18 protein-coding genes and 2 pseudogenes are annotated in these 20365 nt (G+C 73.3%); 9 read left to right on the forward strand and 11 right to left on the reverse strand.

Annotation, left to right across the window (positions count from 1 at the left end):
- Positions 1 to 48 precede the first annotated feature (48 nt).
- Entirely contained in the window at positions 49 to 447 is a 399-nt protein-coding gene (locus HN013_RS25140; RefSeq protein ID WP_171170027.1) for a hypothetical protein, read from the reverse strand.
- A gap of 731 nt (positions 448 to 1178) precedes the next feature.
- Here HN013_RS25140 and HN013_RS25145 point away from each other — a divergent pair.
- Complete coding sequence (locus HN013_RS25145; protein ID WP_171170029.1) at positions 1179 to 5540, forward strand: hypothetical protein; 4362 nt, start codon at positions 1179 to 1181, stop codon at positions 5538 to 5540.
- 55 nt (positions 5541 to 5595) lie between these two features.
- On the opposite strand, the gene HN013_RS25150 is transcribed toward HN013_RS25145, so the two are convergent.
- Positions 5596 to 5976, reverse strand: coding sequence for an RNA-binding S4 domain-containing protein (locus HN013_RS25150; protein WP_171170031.1), 381 nt, complete (start codon positions 5974 to 5976; stop codon positions 5596 to 5598).
- Positions 5977 to 6032: 56 nt separating this feature from the next.
- Entirely contained in the window at positions 6033 to 6308 is a 276-nt protein-coding gene (locus HN013_RS25155) for a hypothetical protein (RefSeq protein ID WP_171170033.1), read from the reverse strand.
- Positions 6309 to 6476: 168 nt separating this feature from the next.
- On the opposite strand from HN013_RS25155, the gene HN013_RS25160 reads away from it, so the two are divergent.
- A complete protein-coding gene (locus tag HN013_RS25160) occupies positions 6477 to 6956 on the forward strand; it encodes a CcdC protein domain-containing protein (RefSeq protein WP_171170035.1) in 480 nt (159 codons plus the stop codon).
- A 255-nt stretch (positions 6957 to 7211) separates the two neighbouring features.
- Positions 7212 to 7895, forward strand: a complete 684-nt coding sequence (locus HN013_RS25165) for an IclR family transcriptional regulator (RefSeq protein WP_249375372.1) — start codon at positions 7212 to 7214, stop codon at positions 7893 to 7895.
- A 24-nt stretch (positions 7896 to 7919) separates the two neighbouring features.
- On the opposite strand, the gene HN013_RS25170 is transcribed toward HN013_RS25165, so the two are convergent.
- Together HN013_RS25170 and HN013_RS25175 are read right to left on the reverse strand one after the other, a co-directional pair.
- On the reverse strand, positions 7920 to 8381 hold the full coding sequence (locus HN013_RS25170; protein ID WP_171170037.1) for a DUF2690 domain-containing protein: 462 nt from the start codon (positions 8379 to 8381) through the stop codon (positions 7920 to 7922).
- A gap of 144 nt (positions 8382 to 8525) precedes the next feature.
- Positions 8526 to 8849 (reverse strand): annotated as a pseudogene (locus tag HN013_RS25175) (helix-turn-helix transcriptional regulator); the annotation flags it as partial.
- 31 nt (positions 8850 to 8880) lie between these two features.
- Between HN013_RS25175 and HN013_RS25180 the strand changes: the two are divergent.
- Positions 8881 to 9378: an anthrone oxygenase family protein gene (locus HN013_RS25180; protein ID WP_312018708.1), complete on the forward strand. Its 498-nt coding sequence runs from the start codon at positions 8881 to 8883 to the stop codon at positions 9376 to 9378.
- Positions 9379 to 9384: 6 nt separating this feature from the next.
- Here the strand turns inward: HN013_RS25180 and HN013_RS33260 are convergent, their stop codons facing one another.
- Positions 9385 to 9732 carry an anthrone oxygenase family protein gene (locus tag HN013_RS33260; protein ID WP_312018709.1) on the reverse strand — a complete coding sequence of 116 codons (348 nt, stop codon included), beginning with the start codon at positions 9730 to 9732 and terminating at the stop codon, positions 9385 to 9387.
- Between the two features lie 292 nt (positions 9733 to 10024).
- Between HN013_RS33260 and HN013_RS25190 the strand changes: the two genes are divergently transcribed.
- From HN013_RS25190 to HN013_RS25200, 3 genes are all read left to right on the forward strand, one after another.
- On the forward strand, positions 10025 to 11128 hold the full coding sequence (locus HN013_RS25190) for a PP2C family protein-serine/threonine phosphatase (RefSeq protein ID WP_171170041.1): 1104 nt from the start codon (positions 10025 to 10027) through the stop codon (positions 11126 to 11128).
- A gap of 82 nt (positions 11129 to 11210) precedes the next feature.
- Positions 11211 to 12635, forward strand: coding sequence for an MFS transporter (locus HN013_RS25195; protein WP_171170044.1), 1425 nt, complete (start codon positions 11211 to 11213; stop codon positions 12633 to 12635).
- 53 nt (positions 12636 to 12688) lie between these two features.
- A complete protein-coding gene (locus tag HN013_RS25200; protein WP_171170076.1) occupies positions 12689 to 13159 on the forward strand; it encodes a MarR family winged helix-turn-helix transcriptional regulator in 471 nt (156 codons plus the stop codon).
- Between the two features lie 113 nt (positions 13160 to 13272).
- Here the strand turns inward: HN013_RS25200 and HN013_RS25205 are convergent, their stop codons facing one another.
- From HN013_RS25205 to HN013_RS25215, 3 genes are all read right to left on the reverse strand, one after another.
- Positions 13273 to 14823 carry an FAD-dependent monooxygenase gene (locus HN013_RS25205; RefSeq protein WP_171170046.1) on the reverse strand — a complete coding sequence of 517 codons (1551 nt, stop codon included), beginning with the start codon at positions 14821 to 14823 and terminating at the stop codon, positions 13273 to 13275.
- A complete protein-coding gene (locus HN013_RS25210) occupies positions 14816 to 15427 on the reverse strand; it encodes a PadR family transcriptional regulator (protein WP_171170048.1) in 612 nt (203 codons plus the stop codon). Before HN013_RS25210 ends, HN013_RS25205 begins: the two co-directional genes overlap by 8 nt.
- A 172-nt stretch (positions 15428 to 15599) precedes the next feature.
- Complete coding sequence (locus HN013_RS25215) at positions 15600 to 16583, reverse strand: reductase (protein WP_171170049.1); 984 nt, start codon at positions 16581 to 16583, stop codon at positions 15600 to 15602.
- 105 nt (positions 16584 to 16688) lie between these two features.
- Between HN013_RS25215 and HN013_RS25220 the strand changes: the two genes are divergently transcribed.
- A complete protein-coding gene (locus tag HN013_RS25220) occupies positions 16689 to 18179 on the forward strand; it encodes an FAD/NAD(P)-binding protein (RefSeq protein ID WP_171170051.1) in 1491 nt (496 codons plus the stop codon).
- Between the two features lie 141 nt (positions 18180 to 18320).
- Positions 18321 to 19289: a 2OG-Fe(II) oxygenase gene (locus HN013_RS25225; protein ID WP_171170053.1), complete on the forward strand. Its 969-nt coding sequence runs from the start codon at positions 18321 to 18323 to the stop codon at positions 19287 to 19289.
- Positions 19290 to 19333: 44 nt separating this feature from the next.
- Here HN013_RS25225 and HN013_RS25230 read toward each other — a convergent pair.
- Together HN013_RS25230 and HN013_RS25235 are read right to left on the reverse strand one after the other, a co-directional pair.
- Positions 19334 to 19792, reverse strand: a pseudogene (locus tag HN013_RS25230) (aldo/keto reductase); the annotation flags it as partial.
- A gap of 97 nt (positions 19793 to 19889) precedes the next feature.
- Entirely contained in the window at positions 19890 to 20360 is a 471-nt protein-coding gene (locus HN013_RS25235) for a hypothetical protein (RefSeq protein ID WP_171170055.1), read from the reverse strand.
- Positions 20361 to 20365: the final 5 nt, after the last annotated feature.

Here is a 20365-nt window from a genome sequence, read left to right on the forward strand (position 1 = left end):
ACGGCGGCACAGCCCCGGCGCTCCTCCTCGGGGCGCCGGGGCGCCGCGTCAGCCCATCACGATGATCCGGCTGTACGCGTGGGCGTCCGTGCTGCTTCCGCGTGAACCCCACACGTGGATACGGGTGTTGGTGCCCCGTGAGAAGCTGCCGCCCACCCAGGTCCAACCCGAGTCGTCGGTCTGGTGGCTCGTGTCGTCGTAGCAGCGCACGCCGGACGTCATCCAGCCGCGCGTTCCCTCGTGCCAGATCTGGATCTCGGCGTTGAAACCCCAGCCCTCGGCGCGCTTGTCGTAGCAGCCGAGTCTGCCGTTCTCGCCGTGGATCTCCGCCACACCGTAGTAGTTCTCGACGTCGGTGCTGTCCGCGGAGGCTGAGCCGGCGAGGCCGACGACGAGGGCGGCGCTGGCGAGAACCGTGCCGATCAGCTTCTTGTTGAAACTGGCCATCGATATCTCCTTCGGTAAATGCCGTGGGCAGAAAAAGGACAGAGCAGTCCTGAATCAGGAAAAGCAACAGCGGATGTGCCGAAGTACGGGAAACGCGTGACGCATGGCGGCCGTGGCCGAAGAGCGCGACCGAGCATAGACATCGACAGTCAGCAGCCACAAGACCACACTCAGATCACTACAGCATCACACGTTACCGGCTTAAATTTGGAGAAAGCGGAGTAACAGGCAGTACCTGTTTAGCGTCACGGAAATCCAAATCAGCAATTCTGTCCGCCCTGCGGACGGATATGCCGAAATCTGCGGCATAACGGTGAAGTTGGACCTGAGGTAACGCTCTTGCGGGCGCCGATTCAGGGCGCGTAAAGTCACGGCGCGATCAATCCGGTGTACGGAAGAAGCGTCCGGCCGACCCATGGGCGAGGAGTCTTCAGCAGTGGCTGCCCAGGAATTCCCGTAATTCTCCCTGCCCCTCCTGTGCGCGATTCCCGGTGAATCCGGTCGAGTCGGGCCGATCAGCCGCCTTTCCCGTTTTTCCCTCCGTTCTGCACCACATGGCGCCCGCCCCCGCAGCGGGTGCCCCGCTCCGGCATGCCCGGAGGCCCGGCCGCGGTGCGGGACGGGGCACCCCCCTGAACGCGCCCGGCGGCGCGCTTCCCGGCGCGGAAGCGACCTGACGGGCCGTCACACGCCGGGAGGCGGCGTGTGAAATCCCGTACGAGGGAGACCCCTTGAGACGCCACATAAGATCCGGCAGGGCTCCGGCCCTGGCCGTGGCCACCGCCGTCACCGCGGCGACGGCCACGGTCGCCGCGCTGCTGTCCGGCCCACCCGCGTGGGCCGGACAGCGGGCGGGCGACGACCGGCCGGCCGCCGAGGCATCGCCCGGCACCGTAGCCCCCGCCGAGCGCGACAGCGTCCTCGGCAAGGGCTGGAACCGCTCCTCCGACCGCGCCTGGACGACGGCCGGGGACGCGAGCGGCTTCCACCTGCTGGTGGCCGAGGGTAAGTCCGGCTACACCTGGCGCACGGCCGCCACCCTCTCCGAGCCCGGGCTGCAGACCGACCAGTGGATCGGCAACGCCTGTGTGACCGCGTCCGGCCGGCGGGCCGTCGTGGTCTACGCGCCGCGCGGGTTTACGAACCGTCAACACCTGTACGACCGCGGGGCGTTCGCGGCCACCGTGGACCTGGACAGCGGCAAGGTGAACAAGCTTCCGCTGAACGCGAGCCTGGCCTACTTCGATCCCGGCTGCGGCAGCGGCGAGACCGCCGTGATCACCCAGGCCGCCGACGAGGGGAAGTCCGAGCAGACCCAGCTGCAGACGGTCGACGCGGCCAGCGGCAAGGTCGTCGCCACGAATACCGTGAACGGGCAGGCCACTTCGGCCGTTCCGGTCGGCACCGACGTGGTCGCGGCCTCGGGCCCGCGGCTGCTCCGGCTGACCCGCTCGGGCCGGACCGAGCTGCTGGCCACCACCCGGCGGACGCCCCTGCGGCTGCGCCCGGACGGCGACGGCGGCGTGGCCTTCCTGGAGGCCGCCGACGCGGACGGCGACAAGGCGCTCGTCCAGCACCTCAAGGACCGCAAGGTCACCACCGTGGCGGACGGCAGGCTGGGGGACACGGGCCTGGTCCAGGGCTCCGGCAGCGCCGGCGGGACGGTGTTCCTGACCGGCGGCTCCCGTCCCCGGGGCGGCGGCCTGCCGAAGACGGTCCGCCGTATGACGGACGTCCCCGGCCGGGCCGAGTTGTCCGGCGAGGGCAGGCTCGCCATCGTCCAGGCGGCCCCCCGGCACCTCGCCAAGAAGGTGTCCGCACCCCTGGACCGCCCCCGCCCGGGCGGGCCGGAGCCGGTGGACATCACGGCGCGGGCCACGGGCAGCGGGAAGGACGTCGGCTTCTCGGTGGACACCGCGACGACCCGGGACGCGGAGGGCGGCCGGAAGCCGTCCCCCGTGCTGCCGTACGTCGTGGGCGGGGCCGGCGCGGCCAAGAAGTCCCTGGCCAAGGCCAAGAGCGCCGCGCCCGGTGACGTCTCGCACAACACGGTGGACGACGAGCGCTACTGCTCGGTGCCCCGCAACGACCCGCGGACCCAGGTCCTGCAGCCCACCCCGAACCAGGTCGAGTGGGCCGTCGACATGGCCATCCGCGGCCTGCTGATCACCGGCAACGTCAACCGGCCCGCCAACTGGCACAACTCGGGCCTGCCGGCCTGGACCCCGCAGGGCATGTTCCCGCCGCACACCCTGAACACCGGCGGCCGGATCCCCGCCCAGGTGATGCTGGGCATCCTCGCCCAGGAGTCCAACCTGTGGCAGGCCAGCTCGCACGCCGAGCCGGGCGAGTACGGCAACCCGCTCATCGGCAACTTCTACGGCACCAACATCTACGCCGGCACCAAGGGCTACGACCCCAAGCGGATCTGGAAGGTCAACTGGGAGAAGGCCGACTGCGGTTACGGCATCGGCCAGGCCACCGACGGCATGCGCATCGCCGGGCACCCCAAGCCGAACGAGAAGCTCCTGCCGCCGGACCAGCAGCGCGCGGTCGCCCTCGACTACGCCACGGGCATCTCCTACTCCGTGCGGATCCTCCAGGACAAGTGGAACGAGCTCCACACGCCGGGCAGCACGATCCGGATGAACGACGACGACCCGATGCGCCCGGAGAACTGGTTCGCCGCCGTCTGGAACTACAACGCCGGCTTCAACCCGCCCGGCGCCGACTCGTCCGGCAACTGGGGGCTGGGCTGGGGCAACAACCCGGCCAACCCCAAGTACCCGGCGGACCGGAAGCCGTTCCTGGACAACAACCACTACGCGGACGCCGCCCACCCGCAGCACTGGTCCTACGCGGAGAAGGTGATGGGCTGGGGCGCGTTCCCGATCGACACCCTCCGCTCGTACGACGACCGCGGCAACCAGGACCAGGGCAACACCCACGGCTACTCACAGGCCAGCTGGAACGTCGCCGCCGACCGCTCCGCGGCCATCCTGCCGCCGCGCCGCACCTTCTGCAACGAGAGCAACGCCTGCGAGGCGGGCAACCCGCCCGACTGCCGCGACGAGGCGTGCTACAAGCCGCACTGGTACCGGCAGGACGCCATCTGGAAGAACTGCGGGACCACCCAGCAGACGGGCTACCCGAGGACCCTGCAGTGCGGCAACGAGTACATGCCCTACAAGACCGTCCGCGCCGAACCCGGTGACGCCAACCCGAAACCGGGGCCCTGTGGTTCCGGCGCGCTGCCCAGCGGCACCGTGATCGTGGACGATGTGCCGGACAATGTCCCGTCCAGCCGGTGCGGCACCCGCGCCTGGTCCAGCGGCGGCGACTTCGAGTGGTCGTTCACGGCCGACGAGGAGGGCAACTACGAGGCGCGGGAGGACCTGCACCAGATGGGCGGCGGCTTCGGCGGCCACTACTGGTTCTCCCACGGGCGCCAGCCCAACAACTTCGACAACCACCTGGTGACCACCGGCGCCTGGAAGCCGAAGCTCTCGACGGGGGTGTACCGGATCCAGGCGTACATGCCGTACCTGGGGAACAAGACCAAGTCGGCCCGCTACCAGATCACGACGCGCGGCGGCCGGACCGTCGAAAGGGTCGTCGACCAGAACAAGGTCACCAACGGCTGGGTGGACATCGGTGTCTTCGGTCTGGGCAGCAACGCCAAAGTCATGCTCACCAATGTGACCAAGGACAGCAGTTCGGGCGACAGCACGGTGGCCTACGACACACTCGCCTTCGTACCGGTCAAGGGCACGTGGGAGAGCCACACCTTCGACGCGGTGTCGATCTTCCGGAGCAACCAGAACATCGACACCGACACACCCTGGCTGATGAAGACGCCGATGCGGACCCGGCAGACCCTCTACGACTGGGCCAAGTCCCGTACCACCGGCGGAATGTCCTACGACAAGTCCATCATGCTGAAGGGCATGCTGGAGTACGGCGTCTGCACGGACGGGGCCCGGATGAAGGACTGCGTCGGCCAGGCGGTCCACGACGCCGCCCGCAAGTGGGAGTCCGACGTCGACGCCGGTGGCACCGACACGGGCAAACGGCCGTCCGTCGCGGACTGGATGGGCTTCGCCATCCCCGACCCGCCGTCGACGATCGGCCCGAACACCTTCGACGACGACCGCTCCTACAAGATCAAGACCCATATCGACGCGGAGTGGGTGGCGGACGAGAACGGGAAGGTCGTCCCCGGCACGGAGTCCGTCGTGCCCAGGGGGCGCACGGGCGACACCGAACTGGCGCCGTTCGTCAAGTCGTTCGTGAAGGCGACGGTCACCGACTACGGTTCGCTCGGCGTGAGGATGCCGGACCTGACCTTCGAGATGACCGACGCCAATGAACCGGGCACCTACCGGAAGGCGCCCAACCCCATGGAGACCGGCATCACCCCCGGCATCGCCTTCCGCAAGGGCCAGAAGCCCACGACCATCGTCGACGACGGCAAGTGCGTCGCCACGAAGTACGTCAGCGGCGGAACGATCGGCTACCGGCCGCTGCTGTCGAAGTCGAACGCGGACTCCGAGGTGTCCGCCTGGGTGGACAAGCTGAAGTCCCTGGCGGAAGCGGGGAAGGTGCCGCCCGAGGTCGCGAACACGGCCGGTGACATCTACAGCATGTTCTTCCGCAAGGCGCGGATCGCGGGCAGTGACATCGCCGAGGGGTCGCTGTTCAACATGGCGGGCCCGATCTGGCAGAACGTCAGCATGGCCTTCTGCCCCGGCGGCAGGGTGATGTCCACCCAGGCCGTGCCGAACTTCGAGAACGACGAACCCAAGCAGGGCCTGGTGTACCAGAGTTATATGCCGAGCCTGTACCTCTACCTGGACGGCCGGATGGTCGACCAGGCGGGCCGGCCCACGTCCGGCCCGGTGCAGAACGGCAACTTCATGAAGTTCGGCGCCATGGCGAGCGGCGAGAACAGCTCCTCCGCGTACGGAACGTGCGCGGTGGAGCGCCGGGGGAACGGCGGCAACCCCTGGAGCCTCCAGCAGGTTCCGGACGGCTTCCCCGGCAGTACGCCGAACGTCGCGATGTTCTGTGACGACGGGAGCCACGGCGACTAGTCGATCCGCCCCTGGTGGGGCCGCGCCCGCGGCCCCACCAGGGTTCGCGTGCCCGTCAGGGACGGCCGCGCAACTGCTCCATCTCCCGCCGGTCGCGCTTCGTGGGCCGGCCGGCGCCGCGGTCGCGGACACCGGCCGCGGCGGCCATCTCGCGCGTCGGGGCCGGCGGGCTGTTGTCGACGTAGCACTCGACGGCCACCGGGGCGCCCACCCGCTTGCGCACGAGCCGGGAGACGACGACGATCCGCTCCCGTCCGGCGTGGAAGAGCCGCACCTCGTCACCGGCCTTCACGAGCTGCGCCGGTTTGACGCGCTCGCCGTTGACCCGGACGTGCCCCGCGCGGCAGGCGGTGGCGGCCAGCGAACGGGTCTTCGTGAGCCGTACCGACCAGATCCAGCTGTCGACGCGTACGGGCCCTTCGTCTGCTGCAACCATGCCCCCGACTCTAGTCCGGCCGGCCCGGGGGACGACGGGCGCACCACCCGTCTCCGTCAGGCCGCGAGGGACACCGCCTGCACGACGAGGACCACGTGCAGCAACAGGCATGTCGCCCAGGCCTGGGCCCGCCGTATTCCGCCCCGGACGACGCCGACCCAGCCCGCCGCCGTGAGGGTGGCGGCGAGCCCCCAGGCCGTCCAGGCCGCGGCGAGCCAGGGCGCCGAGCGGTCCGACATGATCCGGATGAGCAGAGCGGGGGCGAGGACGAGCAGAGGTACGGACCAAGTGGCCTCGGTGGCGCTGCTGTTCGGGATGCCGCCGACCGTCATCGCAGCTCTTCCTTCCGTCCGTCCGGGCGCCCGCAGTGGACCGTTACATGACAGCTGGTCCATGCATACACGCCGTGACGACCGGTGCGCCACGCGGGGTCCCGATTGCTTTGGTAGCACGGTCGAGCTACTTTGTTTTGGCAAACACGTGCCAAATAAGGGGGCTCCGTGAACGGCTGGCTGCTCGCCGGTATCATCGCCGTCGTCCTGATCGTCGTGGTCGTCAAGCGGCTGAGGGGCGAGCCCCTCAACGCCCGGGATCTGGCCGTCCCGCCGGTGGTCCTCGTGACGATCGGCGTCGTGACCCTGGCCAAGGCGGAGGAGGTGACCTCCGCCGACCTCGCCTGGGTGGTGCCGGGCGCCGTGCTGGGTGCCGCCCTCGGCGCGGTGCGCGCCCGCACCGTGCGGCTCTTCGAGAAGGACGGCGTCCTCTGGCAGCGCTACACCGGCCGGACCTTCCTCGTCCTGGCGGGATCCCTGGTGGTCATGGCGGCCTACGGCTTCGTCGCCACGAAGGCGGGTCTGCACGAGGAGGCGCGGCCGACCCAGCTCAACGTGGGCGTGAGCTTCCTCGGGGAGTCGCTGGTGCTCGGCTTCCGGGGGCTGCGGTCGGGTGTCCCGTTCGCGCCGGAGAAGCAGCGGTGGTGACGCCGGTCCGCCGGGGGACACCGGGTTCCCCCGGCCGGTCCCCCGGTCGGGGGGCCTCCCCCGGCGCGCGCGGCTCCTAGCCTCGACAGTCCCGGTGGTGCGGCGGCCGGATCCCCGGCCGTACGACGCGGGACCGCGGGCGGCAGCGCGGCGAACGCGCCGGGCCCTCGCGGGACCGGCCGACGACGCGCCCGGAGCGGCGCGCACCACCGGGCACCGGACCTCGGAACCTCCCGGACGGAACGGAGAACCCCGATGCACCACCACCGAGCCCCCGTCGGCAGTACCGCAACCGTGCTGAAGCTCCTGGCCCGGGAGCCGGACCGCGGCGTGACCTTCCACCAGCTGGCCGTCTCCCTGGGCATCCCCGACCGCGCCGTCGGCGATCTGCTCAGCGGGCTGCGCGCCGAGGGACTGGTCGAGTACGACACCGGATCCGGCACCTGCCGCCCCGGCGAGCCCGTCCGCTCGTTCGCCGGCCCGGCGGACGCGGAACGGCGCCGGGAAGACTGCAACGACGTCCGCGCGGCGGCCATGCCCTGGGCCGACGCCCTCGCCGCGCGCACCGGCATGAGCGTGCTGCTCGCCGTCGCGCACCCGGAGGGCGCCCAGCTCATCCACCACGTGTTCCGGCCGGACAACCGTCCGCAGCGGCTGGCGACCGGGGAGCTCCTGCCCCCGTCGAGCGCACCGGCCCGGGTCCTGGACGGTCCCTGCGACGACCGCTGCGTGTACGAGGAGGGGGCCGGTCCCGGCAGCGCCTCCCTGGCCACGTCCGTCCCCGGCCCCGACGGCGTACGGCACGCCGCCGCACTGTTCCTGACCGGCCCGCGGCACCTCCTCTCCCCCACCGGCGGGCGCGCCCGGCGCTACGAGGACCTGCTGCGGGACACGGCCCGGGCGGTCTCCGCCGGGCTGGCGGCGGCTCCGGCGCGCTGACCGGGGCCGCCGCCGGCGGTCAGGTCAGTGGTAGAAGGTGCACTTCTGGCTGCCGGACTGGAGCGTCACACAGGCGCGGACGGTGAGGGGAGGCGCGTCGTTCACCATCGGCGAATACGTCGTCGTGCCGGAGGTGACCGCCCGGTGCTGGGTCTCCCCGGTGTTGTTCTGTACGAGGGCGTCGTCCCCGGGGACACCCCCGGTGAGCTCCGCCCAGCCCGCCTGGCAGTCCTGGCTCCAGCGCAGGTTGATCGTGCGGCCCTGCAGTTCCTGGTGTTCGAGTGTCAGCACCGTGCCGGTGGTGGAGCACTGCGTGGAGTGGGGGTCCTGGCCCGAGCAGGTGGGTCCCTTGCAGCCGACGTCGGCGGGGGTTCTCGGGGACTGTGCGGTGTGGACGGCGGAGGCCGGCGGCGCGGTCCAGCCGGTCGTGGCGAACGCGAGGCCGACGGCGAGGGCGGCTCCCGCGGCCCCTCTCATGGGATTCATCGACGTTCCTCCCCCTTGGGGATGCTCCAGCGACAATTGCCGGACTGTTTCCGCATTGTGGGGTATGCGAGGGTGTGAGCGCCACAGTGCCTACAGGGAGCGGGAATTGGCGAGCGCCTCAGCCGTCACGCCCGGCCTTCTCCGTCACATCAGTGCACTTGCCGGGGGAAGTTCGGCACTCTCGTCCGGTGCGTCGGCCGGCCGGTCGCGGTATCCCTGCGGGCTGACGCCCCGTACGCGTTTGAACGCCACGCTCAGCGCGAACGGGCTCCCGTACCCCACCTGTCGCGCCACCGCAGGGATCGTCAGCGCGGGGTCGCGCAGCAGGTCCGCGGCCAGGGCCAGCCGCCAGTGGGTGAGGTAGGCCGTGGGCGGTTCGCCGACGAGCGCGGTGAAGCGGCGGGCCAGGGCGGCCCGGGAGGCTCCGACCTCTGCGGCCAGCGCGGTCACCGTCCAGGGGTGTGCGGGACGGGCGTGCGATCCGTAACGGGAGGACATCGTGCTGGAGTTCGTTCGGGGGGCGGCGCTGGTCGCCGCCACGGTGGCGGTGGGGCTGGTCGCGGGGTTGTTCTTCGGCTACTGCTGTTCGGTCATGCCGGCGCTGCGCGGTGCCGACGACCGGACGTTCGTCGAGGTGATGCAGCGCGTCAACGTCGCGATCCTCAACGGCTGGTTCGCCGCCGCCTTCGGCGGTGCCCTCGTCACCACGGCGCTGGCGGCGGGGCTGCATGTGGTGGACGACGGGCGGTCCGTACTGCCGCCCGCGGCGGGCGCGTTCGTGCTGTACGCGGGGGCCGTGGCGGTGACGCGGCTGCGCGGCATCCCGCTGAACGACGCGCTCGCGGCGGCCGGTCCGCCGGGTGCGGTGGCCGCGCCGGGTGCCGCGAGGGAGCGGTTCGAGGGGGCGTGGGTGCGCTGGAATGTCGTCCGGACGGTGCTGTGCACGGGGGCGCTCGGGTGTCTGTGCTGCGCGCTGGTGCGGTACGGCGGGGCGTAGGGCCTGTCAGGGGCGCGCGGTACGGGAACGCGTGGCCAGGGCCCGGGCCAGGCAGCCGAGGGCCGCCATGCAGACCAGGGTGCGGGTGATGTTCACGGCCTGCCGGCCGTCCGCGAAGTCGGCGCGGGCCCCGGCGGCGTCGTGGACGTCCGCCCGGGCGAGGGCGTCGTTGAGGGGGATGCCGACGCCGAAGGTGAGGGCCGGGGCGGCGGCGTGCAGCACCAGGGCGACGAGGGTCCAGCGGGCGGCGGTGCGGCGGCCCCCGCGGTGTTCGAGGAGCGCCGCGGCGGCGGTGGCGGGAAGCGCCGCAGAGGACGAGGTCGAACGGCCCGTTCCGGATGGCCTCGTTGATATGGCGCATCGCGGTCACGAACGTCTCGTCGTCGCCCCGTTCCAGGCCCGGCAGCACCGAGACGTCGAAGGCAAGAAGAGTCCCGCCAGGAGGCCGGTGGCGATGATGGCCGCCGTCAGGAGGCGGCCGGCGCAGGCGTGGGAGCGCGTGCTGTCGGTCATGGCGCCGGTCGGCGCGGCGGGCGGCGGGCGGGCCATGGCTGTGCCGCTCAGGGGCATGCGTGCGCGTCCCTACCCACGGCGCAAGCCGCTCCGGTTGCGGCCGGACGGGGCGCCCCTAGGGTGGAGAGCAGCCATGAAGCGAGCCCCCGCCACCGCCGGCCCGTACCAGGCGCCTGCCCTTCCGCATCCGGCGCGCCTGCTCGTCGTGGCCGCCTACGCCCTGCTGGCCGCCGCGGTGGGCATCGACCTCGCCTCGGACCCCCGGCTGACGTTCTCGCCCCTGCTGGGCACGGCCCCGGTGCTGGCGAGCATCGGCACCCGGCGCGCCCGGGTCCCTCTGCTGACGGGCGTGGTGGCGCTGTTCCTGGTGGCCCCGCTGACGCTCGCGGATCCCGAGGTTCCCGTCACCGTGCATCTGACGGCGGCGTTCACCGTGCTCGCCCTGACCTGCATCAGCACCGCCAACGTGGTGCTCGTGTCCACTCGCGAGCGGGAACTGCTGCGTTCGCGCTCGGTCGCCACGGCGGCGCAGCAGGCGCTGCTGCGGCCGGTGCCGGAGCGGGTGGGCGGGCTGCGGGTGGCCGTGCGGTACCTGGCGGCCGCGGCGGACGCGCAGGTGGGCGGGGATCTGTACGAGGTGCTGACGACACCGTTCGGGGTCCGGTTGCTCATCGGGGACGTCCGGGGCAAGGGGCTGGGTGCTGTCGAGACCGCGGCCGACGTGCTCGGGACGTTCCGGGAGGCCGCCCAGGTGGAGACCGACCTGGGCGCGGTGGCCCGGCGGCTCGACGCGACGGTGCGCCGACGCGGGGTGGGCGAGGAGTTCGTGACGGCCGCGCTGCTGACCGTTCCGCCGGACGGCGGTGCCGTGGAGCTGGTGAACTGCGGCCATCTGCCGCCCCTGGTCCGCCGGGACGGGCGGGTGATCCCGGTGGGCACGGCGGGCGGGGCCGACGACGCGACGGATCCGCCGCTGGCGCTGCGCGAGCTGGCGGAGGGCTCCTACCGCTCGGCCACCTTCGCCTTCGCCCGGGGCGACCTCCTGCTGCTCTACACGGACGGCGTGACGGAGGCGCGGGACGCGGCGGGCCGCTTCTATCCGCTGGAGCGGCGGCTGGCCGCGCTCCCCGAGGGGGCGCCCGGGACGGTGGTGGACCGGCTGGTGGCGGATCTGCTGACGTACGTGGGCGGGGAGCTGTCGGACGACGCGGCGCTGCTGGCCGTCCGCCGGGAGTAGCCAGTTCACACAAAGGGAACCTTGCAAGGTTTCCTGAATAACAGCTAACCTTCCTTTCTTGAGTGCAGAAGAAAGGAGGGCCATGCGACACGTCGTCAGAAAAGCCGGCCGGCCGTCGGACGGAGGTGTCGTCGGCGGAGAACCCGACGGCACCGGGTTCGGCGGCCGGTTCGTCGCGGCGGTGATGGTCGGCTCGATGCTCAACCCGGTCAACTCCACCATGATCTCCACGGCGCTCGTCCCCATCGGCCGGAGCTTCGGCGCCGGGCCCTCCGCGACGGTGTGGCTGGTCGCGGGCCTGTATCTGGCCAGCGCCGTCGCACAGCCGGTGATGGGCCGGGTCGCCGACCGGCTGGGCGCCCGGCGGGTCTACGTGGCGGGGCTGGTCCTCGTCGGGCTGTCGGGGGTCGCCGGGCTGCTGGCGGACTCGCTGGGCCAGCTGATCGGCGTACGCGTCCTGACCGGCGTCGGCACCTCGGCGGCCTACCCCGCGGCCATGGCCATGATCCGCGGCCGGTCCGCCCGGCTGCGCCGCGAGCCGCCGGGCAGTGTCCTGGGGGCGCTGACGATCGCCGCCCTCGCCAGCGCCGCGCTGGGCCCGGCCCTGGGCGGGCTGCTCACCGGACTGGCCGGCTGGCGCGCGGTCTTCGCGGTGAACATCCCGCTCGCGGTGGCCGGCCTCCTCCTCGCGCTGGCCTGGCTGCCGAAGGACGGCCGGCGGACGGGCGCGGACGGGGCGGAGAGCACGTGGACGGCCCTCGACCCGCCCGGCGTCCTGCTGTTCACCGCCGCCCTGCTCCCCCTGATGTTCTTCCTCGTCGGCCTCGCGCACCCCCGCTGGCCGCTGCTCGCCCTCGGCGCCGTCGCCGCCTGTGCGCTGACGGCCCGGGAGCTGAGGGCCCGCCGGCCGTTCATCGACGTGCGCATGCTGGCGGCCAACGGACCCCTGGTGCGCACCTACGTCCGGTACGGCGCCTCGTACCTCGTCATCTACTGCGTCCTGTACGGCTATACGCAGTGGCTGGAGGAGGCACGCGGGTACTCCGCCTCCGTCACCGGGGTCATCATGCTGCCGATGTGCGCCGTGGCGGCGCTGTGCTCGTGGGCCGGTTCGCGCCGGGCGACCGCGCGGGGGCCGCTGCTCGTCGGCACGACGGCGATGGTGGTCGCCGCGGCGTCCCTGGCGTTCGTCGGGGAGGGGACCCCGACGGCCGTGCTGGTGCTGATCGGCGTCGTGTTCGGGCTGCCCAACGGCCTCAACTCCGTGGGCAACCAGACCGCCCTCTACGCCCAGGCCCCCGCCGGGCAGACGGGCACCGCCGCCGGGCTCTTCCGCACCGCCCAGTACATCGGCGCCATCGCCTCCACCAGCGTGATCGGCCTCGTCTACGGCGAACGCGCCACCACCGGCGGGCTGCACACGGCCGCCATCGTGCTCACGGTGCTCGGCGCCCTCCTGCTGCCCGCCGCCCTGCTGGACCGCGCGCTGCCCGGATCACGCCGCTGACCAGCGACGGCCCGGCGGAACGGCGCACGGGCGGCGGGTACCCTGGCCCCGTGATGGCCCACGAGCACCAGTCCCCCGCCCCGGCCGCCTCCGCCGAGCTCACCGAGCTGCACGAGGCGGCGTCCAGACTCCGCGTCCTCGCGGGCCAGTTGACCCGCCGGCTGCGCGCCGCCGGTGAGGGCACGGACGTGACCCTCTCCCAGGCCGCCGTCCTCAGCGGACTCGACCGCCGGGGCCCCGCCACCACCGTGGAACTGGCGCGATGGGAGCGCGTCCGGCCGCAGTCGATGGGCGCGACCCTGGCCGGCCTGGAGGAGGCGGGCCTCGTCGAACGGTCCCCGCACCCCAGCGACCGCCGGCAGGTGCTCATCTCCCTCAGCCCGGAGGGCCGGCACCGGCTCGCCGAGGTGCGCAGGGCGCGGGAGGGCTGGATCGCGCAGGCTCTGCGCGAGCGCTTCGACGAGCGGGAGCGGGCGGTCGTGGTGGAGGCGATCGGTCTGCTGGAGCGGCTGGCGGAGGACTAGGTCGGGGCCGGTGGGGTCCTTTTCCCGGCCCCTCCCCCAGAGAGGGCACCCACCCCCAACGGGCTGATTTTCAGCCCGTCCGGCGTTTGAGGACAACCGCGCGAAGCGCGGTTTCAAAGGGGCGCGGGGCACCCCCCGCAGAAACGGTGAAAGGGAGGGACCGGGGCCAAGCCCCCACCACGAACAGCCGGCCCGAACCACCTCCCCAGCGCGGCACGAACCTCGTCCGCCGCCCCGCCGGGCGAAGCCGGTCGGAGGCCGACCCAGCCGGCGTGACCGTCCGGGCGCACGAGGACCGCGTAGGCGTCGGGCAGCCGGCCGGGCCGGACGGCGGCGGGCGTCACGCGGTCGGCCCAGGGCGCGGCGGCGGCGCGCACCGGACCGGGGGCCGCGGTGTCGTCGAGCAGCAGCACGCCGCCGCCGGACCGGGCCAGCAGCGGCAGGAGTGCGTCCCGCTCCAGCGGGACGTCGGGGACCAGCCGCCCCTCCCAGGGGTGGCCGTGGGCGTCGTGGGCCGGGTAGCGGGTGGCGACGCCGGTGATGGTCTCGGCCAGGTGGGCGGCGGTCTCCTCGGCCGTGGCCAGGTCGGCGAGGAGGTCGCGCAGGGGGGCCAGTCGCTCGCCGCCGTCGGCGATCAGCGCCTGGGCACGGGTGGTGCGCAGCAGGCGGTCGCCGGCCGTGTGCCGCTCGGTGTGGTAGGTCTCCAGCAGGCTCGCGGGAGCCAGGCCGCGTGCGACGAGGCCGAGCTTCCAGCCGAGGTTCATCGCGTCGTCGATCGCCGCGTTCACGCCGATCGCTCCGGCGGGCGGGTGGATGTGGGCGGCGTCACCGAGCAGCAACACCCGTCCCTCATAAAGCCGTTCGGTCAGCCGGGCGGCGTCGCCGAACCGGGTGAGCCGACGGATCTCCGCGATCTCCACGTGCCGTCCGAGCGCCCGGTCCAGTACTTCCTGGAACCGGGCCCGGGTCACCGGCTCGTCCCGGTCCTCGGGCGGGTCCGGCTCGGCGGTGATCAGGCGTACGTGGTCGGGCCGGGGCAGGGTGAACACCGAGCCGCCGTCCGGTCCGGCCGTCGTGCCGAACGGCAGCGCCGCGGGGTCGGCCAGGACCACGTCGCCGAGCAGCGCGAAACGGCGCGCGGGCGTGCCGGGGAACGCGATGCCGGCCAGCCCGCGGACGGTGCTCCGCCCGCCGTCGCAGCCGGCCAGCCAGCCGCCGCGCAGGCGGAGCGGACCGTCCGGCGCGACGACGTCGGCGGTCACCCCGTCGTCGTCCTGGCGCAGTCCGACGAGCCGGTGTCCGCGGAGGACGCGGACGCCCAGTTCGGCGGCCCGCTCGGTGAGCAGTTCCTCCACCCGGGTCTGGGCGATGCCCAGGATGTAGGGGTGGTCGGTGCGCATGGCGGCCAGGTCGAGGACGGCCGTACCGACGAAGGCGGTGGACGGGAGGGTCGGCCCCTCGGCGAGGAAGCGGTCGGCGAGGCCCCGGCGGTCCAGCAGTTCCAGGCTGCGGGCGTTGAGGTTGAAGCCGCGGCAGAAGGCGGACGGGTCGGCGTCGCGTTCGAGCACGGTGGCGCGTACCCCGTCCAGGCCCAGTTCGCAGGCGAGGGTCAGTCCGGCGGGGCCTGCGCCGACGACCAGGACGTCGGAGTCCGTGTCAGTCATCGGTGGCCTCCCCCGGCCATGCCAGCGTGCCCCGCTCGATCTCCTCGGCGGTGCGCAGCACCCATCGCAGCTCGGCCTCGGCCATCGCGCGGGCGTACTCCGCCTCGATGACGAACAGCCGGGGCGCGTGGTGCTCCTCGGTGGCGGCGCGGTACGCGCGGTCGCCGGCCTCGATGCGGGCCTCCAGCGCCGCCGCCCGTTCGCGCAGCGCCTCCGCGGCGCGGCGCGGGCCGAGGGCGCCGAGGTAGCTGACGGCGGACAGGAACTTGGGGAATTCCTGGGCCGGTTCGCGGATCAGTTCGTCCAGCCAGTCGGTGAAGTTCGCCTGGCCCCGCGCTGTGTGGCGGTAGACGGTGCGCGCAGGGCGGCCGCCCACCTGCTCGGTGCCGTCGGCCTCGATCCATCCGTCGCGGACGAGGGCTCGCACGGTGTCGTAAAGGGATCCGGTGGTCAGTTTGAACGCCAGGTCCAGTTGGCGTTCGCGCAGGGCGGTCGCCATGGCGTGCGGGTGCAGGGGCTGTTCCAGCAGGAGGCCCAGGACGGCGAGGGCCAGCGGGTTGGCGGGTCGTCTGGCGGGGTGCCGGGCGGATTGTCGGGCGGGCATCTCACTCCGCGTTTCACATCGGGGATGATTGCTCGGGCTCTATTACTCGGATCCGAGCTTAGAGGCCTCCGGGGCGCATGAGCAAGGCCCGGCGCGGATGCCATCGCACCCGCGCCGGGCCTTGCCGTCCGTCCGTATACCCGTACGTCCGTACGCCCGTACGCCCGCCCGCTCAGCCCGCCAGGACCTTCGCCTCCTTCTCCGGGTCCAGGCCGACCGGATCGCGGTCCGGGCGGAGCGGCGGCTTCAGGTCGAGGGAGCGCAGCCAGGCCCAGGTGTCGGCGACGGTCTCCGCGGCAGGCCGGCAGCGCAGCCCGGCGGCCAGGGCCTTGCCGACGCCGGCTCCGAAGATCGTCGTGTGCAGCTCGCCCGGCGGCAGCCAGACCGGCAGGTCGGTCCACGGCTCGATGCCCGCGGCGAGGATCGGCTCGGGGTCCGTCCAGCGGAGCTCGGCGTCGGAGCCGGTGACGCGGACGCAGGACTCCAGCAGCTCGCCCATGGTGGTGTGGCCGGGCGGGCTCACGAGGTTGAAGGGGCCGCCGAGTCCGCGCGCGGCGGCGTCCAGGGTCCAGGACGCGAGGTCGCGGTTGTCGATGAACTGCACCTGCGAGTCGCGCGGGCCCGGGGCCAGCACCCGGCCGCCGCGCGCGACGCGCAGCAGCCACCAGGGCAGCCGCCCGATGTTCTCCCCGGGACCGAGCACCAGCCCGGCCCTGGCCAGCAGCGCCCGGTCGCCGAAGGCGTCCAGGGCCGCCAGTTCGCCGCCGCGCTTGGCCTCGGGGTAGGCGACGTCGCCCGCGTCGGGGGAACCGTCCACGAGCGGGCCGTCCTCCGCGAGACCGGCCGGGCAGGGGTGCCGGTGGACGGAGCGGCTGGATATGTAGGCGTAGTGCCCGGCCCGGCCCGCCAGCAGCCGCGCGGCGTCCCGCACCGCCGTGGGCGCGCCGGACCAGGTGTCGGCGACGAGGTCCCACTCGCCCCCGGCCAGGGCGGCCAGGCCGCCGTCCGCCGTGCGGTCGCCGAGCAGGGCCGTCACACCGGGCGGTGCCGGATGGCGGCCCCGGTGGAAGACCGTCACCTCCCAGCCGCGGGCCAGGGCGTCGTCCGTCAGGGCGCGGCCCACGAATTCCGTTCCTCCGAGGATCAGCAGTCTCATGGTCACGACCCTGCCCCGGGCACGGCCTTCTCCGGAACCCCCGCATGCTCTGGGCGTAATCCGGGGAAGGTCGGACCGGAGGCATCCGGGAGGAAAGGTGTGGACGTGACGCGACGGGACGACACCGGCGGGCGGACGGTGGTGGTCGTCGGGGCCGGGGCCGCCGGGACCGGTGTGTTCGTGCACCTGGTGGCGGCCGCCCTGCGCACGGCAGGACCGGCGGGGGCGCGGCCCGTCCGGTCGGTGCTGGTCGTGGACCCCGCGCCGCCGGGCTGGGGGCTGGCCTTCGGCGACGCCGACCCCCTGCTCATGTGCAACAGCGCAGCCGACGTCAACTCCCTGCTGCCGGACCGACCGGACGACTTCGTCGAGCATCTGCGCGCCCGGGGCTGGACGGGACGGCCGGACACCTGCGTACCCCGCGCCCGCATGGCCGAGTACTGCCACGACCGGTGGACGCGCGCCCGCGAGCAGGCGGTGGGCGGTGGTCTGACGGCTCGTCACATCCAAGCCCGTGCGCTGTCCGTCGGGTTCGCGGACGGGCGGCCGCGGGTGCGGCTGGACGACGGGAGCGAGCTCGCCGCGGACGACGTGATCGTCGCCACCGGCGTGCACCGGCCGCGCGTCCCCCGGGGGTTCGCCGCCTTCACCGGTCACCCCCGCTACCTGGACAGCCCCTATCCGTCGGCCCGCCTGCGCGCCGAACTCGGCACGGGCCGCCGGGTCCTCGTCCTCGGATCGCGTCAATCAGCCGTGGACGCCGCCCTGTTGCTGTGCCGGGACGGCCACCGCACCACCCTGGCCTCGCCGTCCGGCATGCTGCCCGCGGTGCGGCTCTCGCTGCACGCCCCGGTGCGCGCCTTCCCGCCGCTGGAGCGCATGAGCCGGCTGGACCCCGCCGACCCGCTGCTGGAGCGACGGATGACGCGCTGCGTGGTCGAGGCCGTCCGGCTGCTGGGGGACCGCCCGTTGCGCCGGCAGACCTCGCGGGCCGCGGAGCCCGTCCGGCGGCTGGCGGAGGAGACGGCCCTGGCCGACGCGGGCGCCTGTCAGTGGCCCGGGGTGGCGGTGGCCGTCATCGAGGCGCTGACCGCCTTCGGCGACGGCCTGCCGGCGGCCCGCCACCGGGCCGTGATGGAGCACTTCGACTGGTTCGTCGGCCGCTACCTGACCGCGCTGACCGTCGTCAACGCGCGCCGGCTGCTCGGCCACTTCCGGGCGGGCACCCTGCGCATGGCCCCCGGAGGCTACCCCGCGTCCGTCGCCTTCGAGGACGGCGCGTGGCGGGTGACGTCACCGGGGTCCCCGCCCGCGTCCTACGACCACGTCGTCAACGCGACCGGGTTCCACCCGCCGGAGCTGACCTGGGAAGCCGGCGGCACCGTCCTCGCCCTCGCCCCGGCCGCCGACGGGATCGGCACCGCCGTCGACCGCCTGGAGGCGGACCTGCGGGTCCGGCGGCACCCCGGGGCAGCGCCGGAGCACGTCTGGGTGGCCGGAGTCGGCACCCATGTCCGCATCCCGTTCTCCAACCACCTCCGCACGGTGACCCGGCAGGCCCGACGGGTCGCGGAACAGGTCGCGGCCGACGGCTGAGCGGGTGGCGGGATCGCGCCTTGCCGGGCGGGCGGCCGGGCGGTGGATACTGGCCGCGGCCGGCGCCGGGCCCGCCGGGACGGGCGTCCCGGACGGCGGGCCGCCGCGCGCCGAGGGCGCTTCCCGGCGGAGGGACGAGTCATGGCGATGGTCCGGACGAGACGCGGCGGGGACGGAGTCCTCAACCTCCCCCGGACGGCGACGGGCGTGGACCAGTTCTTCCACGCCGTCCGCGCGCGGCGGCCGCGCCGCGCGCCGGGCCTGCCCGTGGAGCCGCCCTGGAGCGGCGAGTTCGTGGTCACGGACGCCACCGGGCCCCGGGTCACCCTCCAGGAGTTCGGCTACGCGAGCCGCGAACTCGGCCGCGCGCACGGCACGGTGGACGACACCGCGCTCGTCGGACCGTTCCGCGTCCTGACGGCCGAGGGCCTGGACCGGCTGGCCGAGGTCTGCGACCGGCTGGAGCCGGCCGCCGGGTCCAGCGGCTTCATCGCCACCCGCCGGCTGCGCGGCGCCGACCTCGTGTCGCCCTTCATCAACAACATGATCCGCGACCGGTCCTTCCTCCTCACCTGCTCCCGGATCGCCGGCGTACCGCTGATCCCGCATCCGCTGCGCCTCCCCACCGCGCAGATCAACTACTTCGAGGGCCGCGGCGGCCGGCCCGAGATCGTACGGTGGCACCGCGACGGCATGGACTACGTGTTCACCGTCCAGCTCAGCGACGGGGACGCGTACGAGGGCGGGAGCTTCACCTACTTCCAGGGCCGCACCGGCGAGTTCGACGATGTGACGGAGGGCGACCCGCGCATCCGGGAGGCCGACTGCCGGGCGCGCGGGGCGACGCTCTTCCTGCACGGCAGCCGGATCTTCCACGCCGTGACGCCGGTGACCCGGGGGCGCCGGGTCACCCTGGTGATCTCGCTGTTCTGCCCGTACTTCGCCCGGCGGGACTCCAACACCTTCTGGCACCTGGCCGGGGACGACGGGATCCTGGCCACCGTCCCGAGCTGGCTGCGGCTCAAGTGGCCCGTGCGCGACCCCGCGATGGACTTCAGCATGCGGGCCGGGAGCCCGGTCGTCACCTGGGAGGACCTGCGCACGCGCTGACCGGCGCGCGCGTCCGGCCCCCGGGCTACGGCGTGTAACGGGCCGAGCCGCACCAGTTCGTCCGCGGTCAGGACGAGGTCCGCCGCCGCGGCCGAGTCCCGGACGCTCGCGGGACGGCTGCCGCCGGGAATCGGGACCACCGTCGGGGAGGCCGCGAGCAGCCAGGCCAGACAGACCTGTTGGGGGCTCACCCCGCGCTCGCGGGCGATCGTCTGGAAGGCGGCGAACGCGTCGTCCACGGCCTGCCCGGAGGCGCCGTCCAGCGAGCTCCGGGAGACCCCGCCCAGCGGGCTCCACGGCAGGAACGCGATGCCCAGCTCCGCGCAGAGCCGCAGCTCCGGAGCGCTGTCCCGGACGGCGGGCGAGTAGCGGTTCTGTACGGACACCAGCCGGTCGCCCAGGATCCCGTGGGCCTGCCGGATCTGTGCGGCGTCGACGTTGGAGAGGCCGGCCGTGCGGACGGTCCCCGCGTCGAGCAGCTCGCGCAGGGCGCCGACCGAGTCGGTGGTGGTGCTGTCGTCGCCCGTCGCGCGGAAGACGCTGTTGCCGGCCGAGCCGCGACAGGCGTTCTGACGGTGGGACGGGAACCGGACCGGGGACTCAGCGGCGTCGCGCGTTCTCCTGTTCCTCCGTCCGCCAGTACAGGACGAGGAACAGGGCGATCAGCAGGTCGTCGGGGAGCGTTCCCGGCCCGGCGCCCTCCCCCGGCAGGTGCACCACGTGCGGGCGGCTGCCGAGCTTGTCGTAGTCGATGTGCAGGGGGCCCACCGTGCGTACCCGGCTGCCGAGCGTGTCGTAGTCGAGGGTGTACGGTCCGATCCGCCGGAGCCTGCTCCCGAGCTTGTCGAAGTCCAGGTCCCAGGCGCCGACGTGCGTGGGCCGGCTGGTCCACTTGGTGTAGGTGATCTCCGTGGTGCCGATGCGGCGGAGGCGGGTATTCATCTTCTCGTAGACGAGCTCCCAGGGGCCCAAGGTCACCGGGCGGCCCGTCCACTTGCGGTATGTGATCTCGGCGGTGCCGATGGTCCGCAGCCGCGAACCCCATGAGTCGTAGCCCAGTTCGATGTCCATGGTTC

The sequence above is a fragment of the Streptomyces sp. I05A-00742 genome (genome assembly GCF_013055795.1).
Lineage (GTDB): Bacteria > Actinomycetota > Actinomycetes > Streptomycetales > Streptomycetaceae > Streptomyces.

Bases quoted from the DNA above. Each gene is read 5' to 3' on its own strand.
- HN013_RS25155 (WP_171170033.1), bottom strand. From the start codon at position 6,308: ATGACGGTCGGCGGCATCCCGAACAGCAGCGCCACCGAGGCCACTTGG.
- HN013_RS25200 (WP_171170076.1), top strand. From the start codon at position 12,689: ATGGCCCACGAGCACCAGTCCCCCGCCCCGGCCGCCTCCGCCGAGCTC.
- HN013_RS25190 (WP_171170041.1), top strand. From the start codon at position 10,025: ATGAAGCGAGCCCCCGCCACCGCCGGCCCGTACCAGGCGCCTGCCCTT.
- HN013_RS25170 (WP_171170037.1), bottom strand. From the start codon at position 8,381: ATGAATCCCATGAGAGGGGCCGCGGGAGCCGCCCTCGCCGTCGGCCTC.
- HN013_RS25215 (WP_171170049.1), bottom strand. From the start codon at position 16,583: ATGAGACTGCTGATCCTCGGAGGAACGGAATTCGTGGGCCGCGCCCTG.
- HN013_RS25165 (WP_249375372.1), top strand. From the start codon at position 7,212: ATGCACCACCACCGAGCCCCCGTCGGCAGTACCGCAACCGTGCTGAAG.
- HN013_RS25210 (WP_171170048.1), bottom strand. From the start codon at position 15,427: ATGCCCGCCCGACAATCCGCCCGGCACCCCGCCAGACGACCCGCCAAC.
- HN013_RS25150 (WP_171170031.1), bottom strand. From the start codon at position 5,976: ATGGTTGCAGCAGACGAAGGGCCCGTACGCGTCGACAGCTGGATCTGG.
- HN013_RS25205 (WP_171170046.1), bottom strand. From the start codon at position 14,823: ATGACTGACACGGACTCCGACGTCCTGGTCGTCGGCGCAGGCCCCGCC.
- HN013_RS25195 (WP_171170044.1), top strand. From the start codon at position 11,211: ATGCGACACGTCGTCAGAAAAGCCGGCCGGCCGTCGGACGGAGGTGTC.
- HN013_RS25235 (WP_171170055.1), bottom strand. From the start codon at position 20,360: ATGGACATCGAACTGGGCTACGACTCATGGGGTTCGCGGCTGCGGACC.
- HN013_RS25140 (WP_171170027.1), bottom strand. From the start codon at position 447: ATGGCCAGTTTCAACAAGAAGCTGATCGGCACGGTTCTCGCCAGCGCC.
- HN013_RS25225 (WP_171170053.1), top strand. From the start codon at position 18,321: ATGGCGATGGTCCGGACGAGACGCGGCGGGGACGGAGTCCTCAACCTC.